Source organism: Mycobacterium sp. E2699 (assembly GCF_001666745.1).
Taxonomy (GTDB): Bacteria; Actinomycetota; Actinomycetes; order Mycobacteriales; family Mycobacteriaceae; genus Mycobacterium.
In genome coordinates this window covers 16,611-32,320 of sequence record NZ_LZJH01000099.1, presented here as the reverse complement: position 1 = coordinate 32,320, position 15,710 = coordinate 16,611, and the positions used below count along the sequence as shown (strand labels likewise).

The 15,710-nt window shown below is 69.2% G+C and carries 15 protein-coding genes; 14 read left to right on the top strand and 1 reads right to left on the bottom strand.

The window, feature by feature from the left end; all coding sequences use genetic code 11:
- Positions 1 to 56 precede the first annotated feature (56 nt).
- Entirely contained in the window at positions 57 to 632 is a 576-nt protein-coding gene (locus A5696_RS17770) for a hypothetical protein (protein ID WP_067881791.1), read from the top strand.
- Positions 629 to 1,162, top strand: coding sequence for a hypothetical protein (locus tag A5696_RS28435; RefSeq protein WP_231964368.1), 534 nt, complete (start codon positions 629 to 631; stop codon positions 1,160 to 1,162). The genes A5696_RS17770 and A5696_RS28435 overlap by 4 nt, the downstream gene beginning before the upstream one ends.
- Here the strand turns inward: A5696_RS28435 and leuA are convergent, their stop codons facing one another.
- On the bottom strand, positions 1,163 to 2,968 hold the full coding sequence (leuA, locus tag A5696_RS17760; protein ID WP_067881788.1) for a 2-isopropylmalate synthase: 1,806 nt from the start codon (positions 2,966 to 2,968) through the stop codon (positions 1,163 to 1,165).
- Between the two features lie 310 nt (positions 2,969 to 3,278).
- Here leuA and A5696_RS17755 point away from each other — a divergent pair, with 310 nt between their 5' ends.
- The 12 genes from A5696_RS17755 (at position 3,279) to egtE (ending at position 15,529) form a co-directional block, all read left to right on the top strand.
- Entirely contained in the window at positions 3,279 to 4,544 is a 1,266-nt protein-coding gene (locus tag A5696_RS17755; protein ID WP_067881785.1) for an aspartate kinase, read from the top strand.
- Positions 4,545 to 5,579 (top strand): aspartate-semialdehyde dehydrogenase, encoded by a 1,035-nt coding sequence (locus tag A5696_RS17750; protein ID WP_067881782.1) that lies wholly within the window; start codon positions 4,545 to 4,547, stop codon positions 5,577 to 5,579.
- A complete protein-coding gene (locus tag A5696_RS17745) occupies positions 5,576 to 6,721 on the top strand; it encodes a DUF4185 domain-containing protein (protein WP_156738465.1) in 1,146 nt (381 codons plus the stop codon). Before A5696_RS17750 ends, A5696_RS17745 begins: the two co-directional genes overlap by 4 nt.
- Before the next feature lie 93 nt (positions 6,722 to 6,814).
- Positions 6,815 to 7,216, top strand: a complete 402-nt coding sequence (locus A5696_RS17740; protein WP_156738464.1) for a hypothetical protein — start codon at positions 6,815 to 6,817, stop codon at positions 7,214 to 7,216.
- Positions 7,217 to 7,342: 126 nt separating this feature from the next.
- Complete coding sequence (locus A5696_RS17735; RefSeq protein WP_067881773.1) at positions 7,343 to 7,810, top strand: hypothetical protein; 468 nt, start codon at positions 7,343 to 7,345, stop codon at positions 7,808 to 7,810.
- 69 nt (positions 7,811 to 7,879) lie between these two features.
- Entirely contained in the window at positions 7,880 to 9,322 is a 1,443-nt protein-coding gene (locus A5696_RS17730; RefSeq protein WP_067881770.1) for a catalase, read from the top strand.
- 52 nt (positions 9,323 to 9,374) lie between these two features.
- Entirely contained in the window at positions 9,375 to 10,022 is a 648-nt protein-coding gene (locus A5696_RS17725) for a sensor domain-containing protein (protein WP_156738472.1), read from the top strand.
- A gap of 156 nt (positions 10,023 to 10,178) precedes the next feature.
- The gene (gene egtA / locus A5696_RS17720) at positions 10,179 to 11,438 is read left to right on the top strand and encodes an ergothioneine biosynthesis glutamate--cysteine ligase EgtA (RefSeq protein WP_067881764.1); all 1,260 of its coding nucleotides are present in this window, start codon (positions 10,179 to 10,181) and stop codon (positions 11,436 to 11,438) included.
- Entirely contained in the window at positions 11,435 to 12,730 is a 1,296-nt protein-coding gene (egtB, locus tag A5696_RS17715; protein WP_067881761.1) for an ergothioneine biosynthesis protein EgtB, read from the top strand. The genes egtA and egtB overlap by 4 nt, the downstream gene beginning before the upstream one ends.
- Entirely contained in the window at positions 12,730 to 13,428 is a 699-nt protein-coding gene (gene egtC, locus A5696_RS17710; protein WP_067881758.1) for an ergothioneine biosynthesis protein EgtC, read from the top strand. Before egtB ends, egtC begins: the two co-directional genes overlap by 1 nt.
- Entirely contained in the window at positions 13,425 to 14,390 is a 966-nt protein-coding gene (gene egtD, locus A5696_RS17705; protein WP_067881754.1) for an L-histidine N(alpha)-methyltransferase, read from the top strand. Before egtC ends, egtD begins: the two co-directional genes overlap by 4 nt.
- Positions 14,387 to 15,529 carry an ergothioneine biosynthesis PLP-dependent enzyme EgtE gene (gene egtE, locus A5696_RS17700; RefSeq protein WP_067881751.1) on the top strand — a complete coding sequence of 381 codons (1,143 nt, stop codon included), beginning with the start codon at positions 14,387 to 14,389 and terminating at the stop codon, positions 15,527 to 15,529. Before egtD ends, egtE begins: the two co-directional genes overlap by 4 nt.
- Positions 15,530 to 15,710 lie beyond the last annotated feature (181 nt).

The window sequence follows — 15,710 nt, the reverse complement described above, 5'->3', positions numbered from 1 at the left end:
GTTGTTTGGCTTCAGGTGGCCCCGGTTATTCGACTTGAGTACGAAAGGAGCCCGAAATGCCCGTCTGGCAATGGATCGTCATCGCGGTCGTCGCAGTCATCCTGGTGGCCGCGTTGATCGTTGCGGCAAGCGTCGCGAGTCGCCGGAAGAAGAATGAGCGACTGAAGCGGCACTACGGCCCCGAATACGAGCGTCTGGTGTTCGAAAGGGGGAACGAGAAGGCGGCTCAGGAAGAATTGGCCGCCCGGGAACGTCGGCGAGACAAACTCGACATCGTGCCGTTGCCGCCGGCCGCCCGCTCGGATTTCGCGGCACGCTGGCAGCAGGTGCAGACGGGGTTCGTCGACAACCCGGCCACCGCCGTCGGCGTCGCCGATCGGCTCGTCACCGAGGTGATGCGTCAGCGGGGCTACCCCGTCGACGACTTCGATCAGCGGGCTGCCGACATCTCGGTCGACCACCCGCAGATCGTCGACAACTATCGCGCCGCGCACGGCATTCATCTGTCGCAGCAGCGCGGTGATATCAGCACCGAACAGCAGCGGAGGGCGTTCGTCCACTACCGGGCGCTCTTCGAGAGGTTGCTCGAGACCAACACAGATCACCACGCGTCACAGGAGGCAAGGAAATGACCACACACGACAACCCGCGATTCGCCCCCTCGAACCCGGAAGCGGAGGCCCCTCAGTGGGCGACCCCACCGGTCGGCCAGACCGGGCGGGCGGCGACGGCACCGGTGGGCCCGGGAGCAGAGATGGCTGCGCCTCCGGTCGGCCAGTATGCGACCGACGCACCGACCGCTTTTGGTCAACAGCCTTCCGGGGCGACGCCACCAGCGGGCGGGACTGAGCAGAATGCCGGCCATCTGGCCGGGGACGGCGAACGGTCCTCTTCGGACGCCCTTTTCGCCGAGGACGAGCTCGCGGACATGCGCGGGCGGTGGGCAGCCGTGCAAGCGGCCTTCGTCGACGATCCCAAGGAGTGCGTGCACAAGGCTGACGCGCTGGTGTCCGATCTGGTCGACCGGCTCACGAGCGGGTTCGCCCACGCGCGCTCGAGTCTCGAAGAGCAATGGGCCCGCGGCGAGGAATCGTCTACCGAGACCCTCCGCGTCGCACTGATGCGCTACCGCGAGTTCTTCGAACGGTTGCTCTCCGTCTGATCAGCTGCGCGACGCTCGGTTGACCGCCGACACGACGGCCCGCAGCGACGCGGTGGTGATCGACGGCGCGATGCCGACGCCCCACACCGTTCGACCCGCGACCGACGCCTCGACGTAGGCCGCCGCCTGCGCGTCGTCGCCCGCGCTCATCGCGTGCTCGGAGTAATCCAGCACCGCCACGTCGAAGCCGACGGTCCCCAACGCATGGACGAAGGCGGCGAGCGGGCCGTTGCCGGTGCCACTGATCTCGGTCTCCACGCCGTCGATCTTGACGGTGGCGGCGATGCTGGTCATGCCGCCGTCTTCGTCGGAGGCGTCGACCCGCTGCCTGATCCGCTCCAGCGGTCGCACCGGGGCCAGGTACTCCTCGGAGAACGCGTCCCACATCTCCTTTGGCGACACCTCGCCGCCCTCGCCGTCGGCGATCTTCTGGATCACCTGGGAGAACTCGATCTGCAGCCGCCGCGGGAGGGCCAGCCCGTGATCCGATTTCATGATGTAGGCCACCCCGCCCTTGCCGGATTGCGAGTTGACCCGGATCACCGCCTCGTAGGTGCGTCCGACGTCCTTGGGGTCGATCGGCAGGTAGGGCACCTGCCAGAGCATGTCCTCGACGTCGGTGTCGGCCTCGTCGGCGTCGATCTTCATCTGGTCGAGACCCTTGTTGATGGCGTCCTGGTGACTGCCGGAGAACGCGGTGTAGACCAGGTCGCCGCCGTAGGGGTGACGCTCGTGCACCGGCAGCTGGTTGCAGTACTCCACGGTGCGGCGGATCTCGTCGATGTTGGAGAAGTCGATCTGGGGGTCCACCCCGCGGGAGAACAGGTTGAGCCCCAGCGTCACCAGGCACACGTTGCCGGTGCGCTCCCCGTTGCCGAACAGGCAACCCTCGATCCGGTCGGCTCCGGCCTGGTAGCCCAATTCGGCTGCGGCGACGGCGGTTCCGCGGTCGTTGTGCGGATGCAGGCTCAGGATCACCGACTCCCGGCTGGCCAGGTTGCGGCTCATCCACTCGATCGAGTCGGCGTAGACGTTGGGGGTGGCCATCTCCACGGTGGCGGGCAGGTTGAAGATGATCGGGTTGTCCGGCGTCGGCGCGATAATCTCGCCGACGGCGTCGCACACCTGCTTGGCGTACTCGAGTTCGGTCCCCGTGTAGGACTCCGGGGAGTACTCGAACCGCCACTGCGTGCCGGGATGCTTGGCCGCCTCCTCGACGCACTTGCGCGCGCCGTCGGTCGCGATGGCCTGGACGGCGGCCCGGTCGGCGCGGAACACCACGCGACGCTGCAGGATCGACGTCGAGTTGTAGAAGTGCACGATCGCCCGCGGCGCGCCGTCACACGCCTCGAAGGTGCGCTCGATCAGCTCCGGCCGGCACTGGGTCAGTACCTGGATCGTGACGTCGTCGGGGATGGCGCCGTCGGTGATGATGGCGCGGACGAAGTCGAAGTCGGTCTGGCTGGCCGACGGGAATCCAACCTCGATCTCCTTGTAGCCCATCCGCACCAGCAGGTCGAACATGCGGCGCTTGCGGGCCGGGCTCATCGGGTCGATCAGCGCCTGGTTGCCGTCGCGCAGATCCACCGCGCACCACAGCGGGGCGCGCGTGATGACCCGGTCGGGCCAGGTGCGGTCGGCCACCCGGATGGGCTCGACCTCTTCGGCGAAGGGGCGGTACCGGTTGATCGGCATCGACGACCCGCGTTGCGGATTCCAGGAGGGTTGGGCCGGCCCGGGCGGGCCGGCGGGTTTGACGATGGTGCGTGCCGACTTATAGGCGTCGGGCGAATCAGGATTGGTCACGGTAGTTGCTCCGGGGTATCAGAAGGAACCTCAGACCGGCGCATCGCGAACACCCGCGACGGGAAGCCGGTCTGGATCAGACCCCGTCGCGGCGTCCGAGGAGGAGCACCCGCTGCACGGTGTGCACTCTACCGCGATCCGCGTCGGGACCAAAACGCGCGGTGCACGCCGCCGAACGTGTGGCTCATGGACGAAATCGGCGAGGTTTTCGTACCTGGGACCCACGTTCGGCGGGGGGAAATCAAGATGCGCCGGCACGTATTCTGTTGTGGACTCGAAGCCAGATCTCCGAAGACAGGAACGAACAACAGTGGCGCTCGTCGTGCAGAAGTACGGCGGATCATCCGTGGCGGATGCCGACCGGATCCGCCGCGTCGCCGAGCGCATCGTCGCGACCAAGAAGCAGGGCAATGACGTCGTCGTGGTGGTTTCGGCCATGGGCGACACCACCGACGACCTGTTGGACCTGGCCCAACAGGTCTGCCCGGCCCCCCCGCCGCGCGAACTCGACATGCTGCTGACCGCCGGTGAGCGCATCTCCAACGCGCTGGTGGCCATGGCGATCGAATCGCTCGGCGCGCAGGCGCGCTCGTTCACCGGTTCGCAGGCCGGCGTGATCACCACCGGCACCCACGGCAACGCCAAGATCATCGAAGTGACGCCGGGACGCCTGCGCGACGCGCTCGACGAGGGGCGCATCGTGTTGGTCGCCGGGTTCCAAGGGGTCAGCCAGGACACCCGCGACGTCACCACGCTCGGCCGCGGCGGATCGGACACCACCGCCGTCGCGCTGGCCGCGGCGCTCGGCGCCGACGTCTGCGAGATCTACACCGACGTCGACGGCATCTTCAGCGCCGACCCCAGGATCGTGCACAACGCCCGCAGGCTGGACACGGTGACCTTCGAGGAGATGCTCGAGATGGCGGCCTGCGGCGCCAAGGTGCTGATGCTGCGCTGCGTCGAATACGCTCGCCGCTACAACATCCCGGTGCACGTCCGGTCGTCGTACTCGGACAAGCCGGGCACCATCGTCAAGGGATCGATCAAGGACATCGCCATGGAAGACCCCATCCTGACCGGAGTCGCGCACGACCGCAGCGAGGCCAAGGTGACCATCGTCGGGATCCCCGACATCCCGGGGTATGCGGCGAGGGTGTTCCGGGCCGTCGCCGACGCCGACGTGAACATCGACATGGTGCTGCAGAACGTCTCCAAGGTCGAGGACGGCAAGACCGACATCACCTTCACGTGCTCACGCGACAGCGGCCCCACCGCGGTGGAGAAGCTCGACGCGCTGCGCGACGAGATCGGGTTCACCCAGCTGCTCTACGACGACCACATCGGCAAGGTGTCGCTGATCGGGGCGGGCATGCGCAGCCACCCCGGGGTCACCGCGACCTTCTGTGAGGCGCTGGCCACCGTGGGCGTCAACATCGAGCTGATCTCCACCTCCGAGATCCGCATCTCGGTGCTGTGCCGCGACACCGAACTGGACAAGGCCGTCGTGGCGTTGCATGAGGCGTTCGGGCTCGGCGGCGAGGAGTCGGCGACGGTGTATGCGGGGACGGGTAGATAGATGGTTGCCATTGGGGTAGTCGGGGCCACCGGCCAGGTGGGCCAGGTGATGCGGGCGCTGCTCGACGAACGGGACTTTCCGGCCACGACGGTGCGGTTCTTCGCCTCCGCGCGCTCCCAGGGGCGCAAGCTGACCTTCCGCGGCCAGGAGATCGAGGTCGAAGACGCCGCGACGGCGGACCCGACGGGGCTGGACATCGCGGTGTTCTCGGCCGGCAAGACGATGTCGCTGGTGCAGGCCCCGCGGTTCGCGGCCGCCGGGGTCACCGTGATCGACAACTCCTCGGCGTGGCGCAAGGACCCCGACGTGCCGCTGGTGGTGTCGGAGGTGAACTTCGAACGGGACGCGCACCGGAGGCCGAAGGGCATCATCGCCAACCCGAACTGCACCACCATGGCCGCCATGCCGGTGCTCAAGGTGCTGCACGACGAGGCGCAGCTGGAGCGCCTGGTGGTCTCCAGCTATCAGGCGGTGTCCGGCAGCGGGCTCGCCGGCGTCGAGGAACTCGCCACCCAGGCGCGCGCTGTCATCGACGGCGCCGAGCAGCTGGTGTACGACGGTGGCGCGTGCGAGTTCCCGGCACCCAAGACGTATGTGGCGCCGATCGCGTTCAACGTGCTGCCGCTGGCCGGATCGCTGGTGGACGACGGTTCCGGCGAGACCGACGAGGACCAGAAGCTGCGCTTCGAGAGCCGCAAGATCCTGGGCATCCCCGACCTGTTGGTCAGCGGCACCTGCGTGCGGGTGCCGGTGTTCACCGGGCACTCGCTGTCGATCAACGCCGAATTCGCGCGGCCGTTGTCACCCGAGCGGGCCCGCGAGCTGCTCGACGGCGCACCGGGGGTCAAGGTGGTCGACGTGCCGACCCCGCTGGCCGCCGCCGGCGTCGACGAGTCGCTGGTCGGTCGCATCCGGCGCGACCCCGGGGTACCCGACGGGCGCGGTCTCGCGCTGTTCGTCTCGGGGGACAACCTGCGCAAGGGGGCGGCGCTCAACACCATTCAGATCGCCGAGCTGCTGGCCGCCCAGTTGTGAGACCGCGGGTGAGTTCCGCGACTCGGTGCTCGCTGATCGCGCTGACTTTACTTGCCCCGCAATGCTTTTGGGTCGCGCATGCCGATCCTCCCGCGCCTGCTCCCGAGCCGATCTTGCAGCCGCTGGCGCCGGGTCAGGTGCTGCGGATCGGGCCGACCGCGGGCACCGGAACCCCGACGCGCGACTACGGCGTCGGCGCGACCGACCTGTGCGAGTTCGTCGAGTTTCCCGCCGAGCTGCTGCAGGTGTGCGGTGACAGCTTCGCCGGCCAGGGCGTCGGGTTCGGCGGCTGGTACTCCCCGGTCGCGCTGCACGTCGACACCGCGTCGGTCGACGACCCCGCCGGGGTGCGTTACACCGGGGTCACGGGGATCAACAAGCCGTTGTTGGCCGACCCCACGCCGCCCGGCGATTCCCAACTGCCCGCCGGGGTGGTGCAGATCAACCGGCGCAACTACCTGATGGTGACCACCACGAAAAACCTTGAGCCGCAAAGCTCTCGGCTCGTGACCCCCGAGCCGGCGCACGGCAGCTGGCAGACGGTCGCGGGGTCCCGGCGCGACGGTTCCTATCAGGGCGGCTCGCAATCGCAGATCAGCGGGTACTACGACCCGATTCCCGCCCCCGATTCGCCGAGCGGCTGGGTGTACATCGTGGCCAACAGTTTCACCCGGCGCGCTCCGATGTTGCTGTACCGCGCCACGCCGCAAACGTTCACCGACCGGTCCCGGTGGCAGGGCTACGCCCCGGGGCCCGGCGGCGGCTGGGGCAAGGCGCCGACGCCCCTGTGGCCGGATCAGGTGGGTGAGATGTCCATCAGGCAGATCGACGGCAAGGCCGTGCTGTCGTACTTCAACGCCAGCACCGGCAACATGGAGGTCCGGGTCGCCAACGACCCGACGGCGCTGGGCACCGCGCCCGTGACCACTGTGGTGCAGCACGACGAGTGGCCCGAGCCCGCCGAAAGCCTGCCGCCGCCCTACGACAACCGGCTCGCACAGCCATACGGCGGGTACATCTCGCCCGGCTCCACCCTCGACGAGCTGCGGATCTTCGTCAGCCAGTGGAACAACATCGATCCACGCGCCCGCGCGCCCTACCGGGTGATCCAGTTTGCGGTCAACCCGTTCAAGCCTGAGTAGCCCGCCCACACTGTTTCGGCAGGTGACGGCGTTTTCAGCTCATAGCTGCTACTTAATCAACGCATAGCCACAGCTTGTGTTGACGCCCGCATCATGAGTCTCATGAGTGAAACATCTGACACCCCCACTGAGCGGACTCACACCGCAACTGCACCGGCGCCTGCGGCGGCAACCGCAGCTGCGCTCTACCGCACCCCCCGCGTCTTCATCGCCGCGGCATGGGTCGCCATCGTCGCCGGCGTCGTGTTCATCGTCTCGGTGATCTTCTTCACCGGCATGGCGCTCGGGCATCACGGCGGCGGCATGCACCACCACAAGCACCACGCGGCCTTCATGCACCCGCACCGCTTCGGCGGCCCGGGCGGTCCCGGCGGGCCCGGCGGCCCGGGCGGTGGCCCCGCGGCGGTCCAGGGCGGTGGGCCCGCCTCGGCAACCCCGGGTGCGCCCGGACCCAGCCAGATTCCGTCGTCGGTCGCGCCGTCTCGCACGCCGTAACCGCGGCGGGCCGCTGAACCCTCCACTGATAGCCCGGCGCTCGCACGAGCGCCGGGCTACACAATTCACAGCAACTTTTATCGACGCACCTGTTATCGCGGCTCGCGACGGGGGCATATTCAAGGCATGACCCAAACACCCGAACCGCCAAGGCAACCGACTTCCGTCGCGGCGGGGCCACCCGCTGCTCCGGCGTACGAGCGGGTCAAACCTCCCAGGCTCTACGTGGCCGCCGCGTGGGTGGTGATCGTCGCCGGGATAGTTTTCATTCTCTCGACCATTTTCTTCGCCGGCGCCATGATCGTGGGGTTCGACCACCACTGCTACCACAAACACCATCACGGGATGATGTACGGCCCCGGCGGTCCCGGCGGCCCGGGCGGCCCGGGCGGCGGAGCGTGGCAGTTCGGCGCCGGTGGCCCCGGGACGGTCGTCGGGCCGTGGGGTCCGCCGCCGGGCTTCGGCCCGGGCGGGCCGGGCGGCCCGATCGGTCCGCCGCCCCCGGGCCCGGGTGGTCCGGGTGGGCCGAGCCAGGCTCCGACACCCAGCCCGCCCGCGCCGGCGCCGAACACCCCGGGCAATCCGCGCCCGTAGGCCTGCCCGGCTTTCCGTGCGGCGGCCAAAGTTGTTGGGCCGCTTCGATTTAACCAGGAGGCAGCAAAGATGACGGAACGCTACACGACCACCGACGCCGGCACCCCCGCGCCCAGCGACGACCAATCGTTGACGATCGGCCCCGACGGTCCGATCCTGCTGCAGGATCACTACCTGATCGAGCAGATGGCGATGTTCAACCGGGAACGCATCCCGGAGCGCCAACCGCACGCCAAGGGCGGGGGCGCGTTCGGGCACTTCGAGGTGACCAACGACGTCAGCAGGTTCACCAGGGCCGCGGTGTTCCAGCCGGGCACCAGAACCGAGACGCTGATCAGGTTTTCCACCGTCGCCGGCGAGCGCGGCAGCCCGGACACGTGGCGGGACCCGCGTGGCTTCGCGTTGAAGTTCTACACCACCGAGGGCAACTTCGACATGGTCGGCAACAACACGCCGGTCTTCTTCATGCGCGACCCGCTGAAGTTCCAGCACTTCATCCGGTCCCAAAAGCGCATGCAGGCAACGAATTTGCGTGACAACAACATGCAGTGGGACTTCTGGACGCTGTCGCCGGAGTCGGCGCACCAGGTCACCTGGCTGATGGGCGATCGCGGGATCCCCAAGAGCTGGCGCCACATGAACGGCTACAGCAGCCACACCTACAGCTGGATCAACGCCGCCGGCGAGATCTTCTGGGTGAAGTATCACTTCATCACCGATCAGGGCGTCGACTTCCTGACCCAGGAGGAGGCCGACCACCTGGCCGGTGAGGACGGCGACTACCACCAGCGGGACCTCTACGAGGCGATCGAGCGCGGCGATCACCCGAGTTGGACGCTGAAGATGCAGATCATGCCGTACGAGGAGGCCCGCAACTACCGGTTCAACCCGTTCGACCTGACCAAGGTGTGGCCGCACGGAGACTATCCGCTGATCGACGTCGGGAAGCTGACCCTGGACCGCAACGTCACCGACTACCACACCGAAATAGAGCAGGCGGCCTTCGAGCCCAACAACCTGGTGCCCGGCACCGGGTTGAGCCCGGACAAGATGCTGCAGGCCCGCGGCTTCTCCTACTCCGACGCGCACCGCGCCCGGCTGGGCACCAACTACCGGCAGATCCCGGTCAACTCGCCCAAAGTCGAGGTCAACAGCTACTCCAAGGACGGCGCGATGCGGGTGAAGAACGTCTCCGATCCGGTGTATGCGCCCAATTCCTACGGCGGTCCGCAGGCGGACCCCGCGCGCGCCGCCGAGGTGCGCTGGCACGCCGACGGCGACATGGTCCGCGCCGCGTACACGCTGCATCCCGAGGACGACGACTGGGGCCAGGCCGGCACCATGGTCCGCGAGGTGCTCGACGACGCGGCCCGGGAACGGTTGGCGCACAACATCATCGGGCATGTGTCCAAGGGAGTCAAAGAGCCCGTGCTGTCGCGGGTGTTCGAGTACTGGCGCAATGTCGATCCCGATCTCGGCAAGAAGGTCGAGGAGGGTTTGCGGGCTCAATAATCCGGCGTTCGCTATCGCGCACCCGCCCCTGGCATGATCGAAACCCATGACCATGCGGATCTGGGCCGCGGTGGTGACCGTCGGGGTGGCGGCCGGAACGGCGTCGGGCGTACCCGCGGCGGCCGCTCACCCGTCGGAGCCGGGGGTGGTCAATTACGCCGTCCTTGCCAAGGGGTCCGTCGGCAACATCGTCGGCGGCCCGATGGGCTGGGAGTCGACGTTCACCCAGCCCGTGCAGGGCTATTCGGTCGACGTCCCGGTGTGCAACAACTGGGCCGACATCGGGCTGCCCGAGGTGTTCGACGACCCGGACCTGGCGTCGTTCAACGGGGCGACCACCCAGACGTCGGCCACCGACCAGACCCACTTCGTCAAACAGGCCGTCGGGGTGTTCGCCACCAACGAGGCGGCGGCCCGGGCCTTCCATCGGGTGGTGGACCGGACCGTCGGCTGCTCGGGACAGACCACGGCGATGCATCTGGACAACGGGACCACGCAGGTGTGGTCGTTCGACGGCGGTCCGGCGACGGGTACCGACGCGAACTGGACCAAGCAGGAAGCCGGCACCGACCGGCGGTGCTTCGATCAAACCAGGCTGCGCGAAAACGTGTTGCTGCAGGCCAAGGTCTGCCAGTCTGGCAACGCGGGCCCCGCGGTCAACGTCCTGGCCGGGGCTATGCAGAACGCGCTGGGCCAGTAGCGTGGACCCGCGTACTCGGGTAGGCCGTGACTGGGGAGTCCGGCGGGACGGGAATATGTCGGTGCGATCTGCTAGATGAAGTAGTGGCGATATTTCTCCGCTCGTTGCGCAATCAGCGGTCCGCGTTGTCACCCCGGGCCTCGAAGGGATCGTGATATGACGTCCGCCGCCGTCAGCGCCGCCCAAGCCGAGATGGTCGACGCTGCCGCCGCCGCGAAATACATCGCCGAGGGGTGCCTGATCGATGCGCCGCTGCGGCGTATCGGCCTGGAGCTGGAAGGGCATTGTCACGACCTCGCCGACCCGCATCGTCGGCCGGGCTGGGACGAGATCAGCGACGTGCTCGAGCAGCTGCCCGCCCTGCCGGGCGACAGCGTCGTCACGGTGGAACCCGGCGGCGCCGTCGAGCTGTCCGGCCCGCCCGCCGACGGGGTGGTGGCCGCCACCGCCGCGATGAATCGGGACCAGGCGGTGCTCCGGTCGGCCTTGGCCGACGCCGGGCTGGGTCTCGTCTTCCTCGGGGCCGACCCGCTGCGGCCGCCGAAGCGCATCAACCCGGGACCGCGCTACCGCGCCATGGAGCAGTTCTTCGGCGCCAGCCGATCCGGGGAGGCGGGCTCGGCGATGATGACGTCCACCGCGTCGATTCAGGTCAACGTCGACGCCGGGCCGCGGGAAGGCTGGGCCGCGCGGGTCCGGCTGGCGCACGCCCTGGGCCCCACGATGATCGCGATCTCCGCCAATTCCCCGATGCTGGGCGGCGAGTTCACCGGCTGGGTTTCGACCCGGCAGCGGGTTTGGGGCGACATGGACTCCGCGCGCTGCGGACCGATCCTGGGCGCCAGCGGCGACGACCCGGGCACCGACTGGGCGCGCTACGCGCTCAAGGCCCCGGTGATGCTCGTGCACGACCCCGAAGCGGTGGCCGTCACGCGGTGGGTGCCCTTCGCGGACTGGGTGGACGGCCGGGTGCTGCTCGGCGGCCGGCGCCCGACGATCGCCGACCTGGAATACCACCTGACCACGCTGTTCCCGCCCGTGCGCCCCAGGCAGTGGCTGGAGATCCGCTACCTCGACAGCGTCCCGGACGCGTTGTGGCCCGCGGTGGTGTTCACGCTGGTGACGCTTCTCGACGACCCGGTCGCCGCCGACCTCGCGGCCGAGGCCGTCGAGCCGGTGGCCACCGCCTGGGACACCGCCGCCCGGGCCGGCCTGCGCGACCGGCGGCTCTGCGAGGCCGCCAACAAGTGCGTCGCGGTGGCGGCCGAGCGGGCGCCGGCGGAGCTGACCGAGTCGATGCAGCTCCTGCTCAACGGCGTCGAGCAGGGCCGATGTCCGGCCGACGACTTTTCCGACCGGGTCATCGAGCATGGCATCGCGCCGGTGGTGGCGCGGATGGCGCAAGGGGGCGTGTGAGGTCCCGGGAAAGGCTTGCCGACGACTTGGCGCGTGCGCGTGCGCGGACGCTGAGGCTGGTCGATTTCGACGACGACGAGCTGTGGCGGCAGTACGACCCGTTGATGAGCCCGCTGGTGTGGGACCTGGCGCACATCGGTCAACAGGAGGAGTTTTGGCTGCTGCGCGGCGGCGATCCGGCCCGGCCGGGCATGCTGCCGCCGGCGGTCGAAGGGCTCTACGACGCGTTCGAACACTCCCGGGCCAGCCGCGTCGAGCTTCCGCTGCTGTCCCCGGAGCGGGCACGCTCCTATTGCCGCACCGTGCGGTCCGCGGCGCTGGACGCGTTGGACGCACTGCCCGACGACCCCGCCGGTGAGCAGGCCGCCTTCGCCTTCGGGCTGGTGGCCAGCCACGAAAACCAGCACGACGAAACCATGTTGCAGGCGCTGAACCTGCGCACCGGCGCGCCGCTGCTGCACGACGCTTCCCCCCTGCCCGCGGGCCGGCCGGGGGTGGCCGGAACCTCGGTGCTGGTGCCCGGCGGGCCGTTCGTTCTCGGCGTCGACGCCGCGAGCGAACCGTATTCGCTCGACAACGAACGCCCCGCCCACGTCGTGGACGTGCCCGCGTTCCAGATCGGGCGGGTGCCCGTCACCAACGGCGAATGGTCGCAGTTCATCGGCGACGGCGGCTACGACCAGCCGCGGTGGTGGTCCGAGCGAGGCTGGCGGCACCGCCAGAGCGCCGGCCTGACCGCGCCGCAGTTCTGGAGCTCCGACGGGCGCACCCGCACCCGGTTCGGCTACATCGAGGACATCCCCGCCGACGAGCCGGTGCAGCATGTCACCTACTTCGAGGCCGAGGCGTACGCGGCCTGGGCCGGCGCCCGACTGCCCACCGAGGTGGAGTGGGAGAAGGCGTGCGCCTGGGACCCCGCGACGAACACCCGGCGGCGCTATCCATGGGGCGGGCAGGAGCCGTCGGACGCCCTGGCCAACCTGGGTGGCACCGCGCTGCGGCCCGCACCCGTCGGCGCCTATCCGGCCGGCGCATCCGCCTATGGCGCCGAGCAGATGCTGGGCGACGTGTGGGAATGGACCGCCTCGCCGCTGCGGCCCTGGCCGGGTTTCGTCCCGATGATCTACGAGCGTTACTCCCAGCCGTTCTTCGACGGCGACTACCGGGTGCTGCGCGGCGGCTCGTGGGCGGTGGAGGCGGGCATCCTGCGGCCCAGCTTCCGCAACTGGGACCACCCGATCCGGCGCCAGATCTTCTCCGGGGTCCGCTTGGCCTGGGATGTGGGCGACTGATGTGCCGTCACCTGGGCTGGCTCGGCGCCGACGTGAGCGTCGCCTCGCTGGTGCTGGACCCGCCCTTCGGGTTGCGGGTGCAGTCGTACGCCCCGCGCCGCCAGAAGCACGGACTGATGAACGCCGACGGTTGGGGCGTCGGGTTTTTCGATCACGACGTGCCCCGGCGGTGGCGCAGCCCGGCGCCGCTGTGGGGCGACGCGTCGTTCGATTCGATCGCCCCGGCGCTGCGCAGTCACTGCGTGGTGGCCGCGGTGCGCTCGGCGACCGTCGGGATGCCGATCGAGGCGAGTGCCACCGCCCCGTTCACCGACGGTCGGTGGCTGTTGTCGCACAACGGAATCGTCGACCGCGCGGTGCTGGCGCCCACGTCGTCAGCCGAATCATCTTGCGACAGTGCGCTACTCGCGGCCACCATCTTCGAGCGCGGGCTTGACGCGTTGGGCGACACCATCGCCGGAATCGGGGCCGCCGACCCGCTCGCGCGGCTCAACGTGCTGGCCGCCGACGGCTCCCGGCTGCTGGCGACCGTCTGGGGAGACACCATGTCCATCCTGCGCCGCGACGACGGCGTGGTGCTGGCCAGCGAACCGTACGACGATGCGCCCGACTGGGACGACCTGCCCGACCGGCACCTGGTCGAGGTCACCTCGGCGGGGGTCACGCTGGTCCCCCTCAATTTGAAAGGCTCTCTATGACGCTGACGCTGTCCAACCACCTGGCCGCCGATTCCGCGTACCGCGCATTGCGCCGCGACGTGCTCGACGGCCTGCAGCAGACGCCGAAGACCTTGCCGCCCAAGTGGTTCTACGACTCGGTGGGCAGCGACCTGTTCGACCAGATCACCCGGCTGCCCGAGTACTACCCGACCCGCGCCGAGGCCGAGATCCTGCGCGACCGATCGGGCGACGTCGCGGCGGCCAGCGGCGCGGACACCCTCGTCGAGTTGGGCGCCGGCACGTCGGAGAAGACGCGGCAGCTGCTGGACGCGCTGCGTGATCGCGGCGCGCTGCGCGGATTCGTGCCGTTCGATGTCGACGAAAGCGTGCTGTCCGCCACCGCGACGGCCATCCAGCGCGAATACCCGGGCATCGAAATCAACGCCGTCTGTGGGGATTTCGAGGAACACCTGAACGAGATACCCGACGGTGGCCGGCGGTTGTTCGTGTTCTTGGGATCGACGATCGGCAATCTCACGCCCGGGCCGCGCGCTGAGTTCCTGGCCACGCTGGCCGACGTGATGCGGCCCGGGGACAGCCTGCTGCTGGGCACCGACCTGGTCAAGGACACCGAGCGGCTGGTGCGCGCCTACGACGACGACGCCGGGGTCACGGCACGGTTCAACCGCAACGTGCTCGCGGTGATCAACCGGCAACTCGACGCCGATTTCGACGTCGACGCCTACCACCACGTGGTGCGCTGGAACGCCGACGAGGAGCGCATCGAAATGTGGCTGCGGGCCGGCCGGCGCCAGCGGGTGCGGGTCGGCGCGGTGGACCTGACCGTCGATTTCGCCGACGGGGAGGAGATGCTCACCGAGGTGTCGTGCAAGTTCCGTCCGGACGGGGTGAGCGCCGAGTTGGCCGGGGCCGGGCTGCGTCGCATCCGGTGGTGGACCGACGGTGCGGGCGACTTCGGGCTGTCGTTGGCGGTTAAGTGACCCAAGATTCGCTGGCCGACCGGTGGCGGGCGGCCCGCCCGCCGGCGGCCGGGTTGCACTTGGACAGCGCGGCCTGCTCCCGCCAGGGCTTCGCGGCGCTCGACGCCGCAGCCAGGCACGCGCTGCACGAGGCCGAAGTCGGAGGCTACGTCGCGGCCGAGGCGGCCGCCCCGGTGCTGGACGCCGGACGCGCGGCCGTGGCGACGCTGTGCGGCCTGCCCGATGCCGAAGTCGTGTTCACCACCGGTTCGCTGCACGCGCTGGATCTGCTGCTGGGCGGCTGGCCGGCCGACCGGCGCACGCTGGCCTGCCTGCCCGGCGAGTACGGCCCCAACCTGGCCGTGATGGCCGCCCACGGGTTCCAGGTGCGCACATTGCCGACCCTGGACGACGGCAGGCTGGCGCTCGACGACGCGGCGCTCCAACTGGAAGAGGACCCACCGGATTTGGTGCACCTCACGCCGTTGGGCAGCCACCGGGGCGTGGTGCAACCCCTTGCCATGGTGGCCACGCTCTGCCGTCAGCTAGGCGTGCCGCTGGTCGTGGATGCCGCACAGGCGTTGGGGCACATCGACTGCGCCGTCGGCGCTGATGTCATGTATTCGTCGTCCCGCAAATGGATCGCCGGACCGCGCGGCGTCGGCGCCATGGCCGTGCGACCCGAGCTGATGGATCGGCTGACGCCGCGGCTGCCGGCACCGCAGTGGGCCTCGGAACTGTCGGTGGCACAGCAGTTCGGCTTCGGGGAGGCCAATGTCGCTGCGCGGGTAGGCTTTTCGGTCGCCGTCGGCGAGCACCTCGCGTGCGGGCCGGAATCGATCCGTGCCCGGCTGGCCGAGCTCGGCCGCATCGCACGCACCGTGCTCACCGATGTCGACGGCTGGGCGGTGGTCGAGGAGGCCGAAGAGCCCAGCGCCATCACGACGCTGGCACCCGTCGACGGGGCCGATCCCGGCGCGGTGCGCGCGTGGCTGCTCGCGGAGCGATGCATCCTGACCACCTATGCGGGGGTGGCGAGGGCGCCGCACGAGCTCTCCGCTCCGGTGCTGCGGATCTCGCCCCACGTCGATACCACGGCCGATGACATGGAGACCTTCGCCGAGGCGCTGATCGCGGCCACCGCGGCGACCGGCACTTAGCCCCGGCCGCTTTTCATCGGCTTTGTCCAGGGAACGAAACGGACATCCTGAAAACGATCATTTTCCTTGAGTCGAGTATGGAAACGGCGTATTTTCAACGCTATTGGTAAGCGGCCGAGGCTGATTCAGGCCTCGGCAGCATGCATTGTCCTCCGCTGGATGACTAACTGTTGCGAGGGGG

Coding starts and splice junctions, on each gene's coding strand:
- A5696_RS17750 (WP_067881782.1), top strand. CDS start 4,545: ATGGTTGCCATTGGGGTAGTCGGGGCCACCGGCCAGGTGGGCCAGGTG.
- egtC (WP_067881758.1), top strand. CDS start 12,730: ATGTGCCGTCACCTGGGCTGGCTCGGCGCCGACGTGAGCGTCGCCTCG.
- A5696_RS17730 (WP_067881770.1), top strand. CDS start 7,880: ATGACGGAACGCTACACGACCACCGACGCCGGCACCCCCGCGCCCAGC.
- A5696_RS17740 (WP_156738464.1), top strand. CDS start 6,815: ATGAGTCTCATGAGTGAAACATCTGACACCCCCACTGAGCGGACTCAC.
- A5696_RS17735 (WP_067881773.1), top strand. CDS start 7,343: ATGACCCAAACACCCGAACCGCCAAGGCAACCGACTTCCGTCGCGGCG.
- A5696_RS17770 (WP_067881791.1), top strand. CDS start 57: ATGCCCGTCTGGCAATGGATCGTCATCGCGGTCGTCGCAGTCATCCTG.
- egtD (WP_067881754.1), top strand. CDS start 13,425: ATGACGCTGACGCTGTCCAACCACCTGGCCGCCGATTCCGCGTACCGC.
- egtA (WP_067881764.1), top strand. CDS start 10,179: ATGACGTCCGCCGCCGTCAGCGCCGCCCAAGCCGAGATGGTCGACGCT.
- A5696_RS28435 (WP_231964368.1), top strand. CDS start 629: ATGACCACACACGACAACCCGCGATTCGCCCCCTCGAACCCGGAAGCG.
- A5696_RS17725 (WP_156738472.1), top strand. CDS start 9,375: ATGCGGATCTGGGCCGCGGTGGTGACCGTCGGGGTGGCGGCCGGAACG.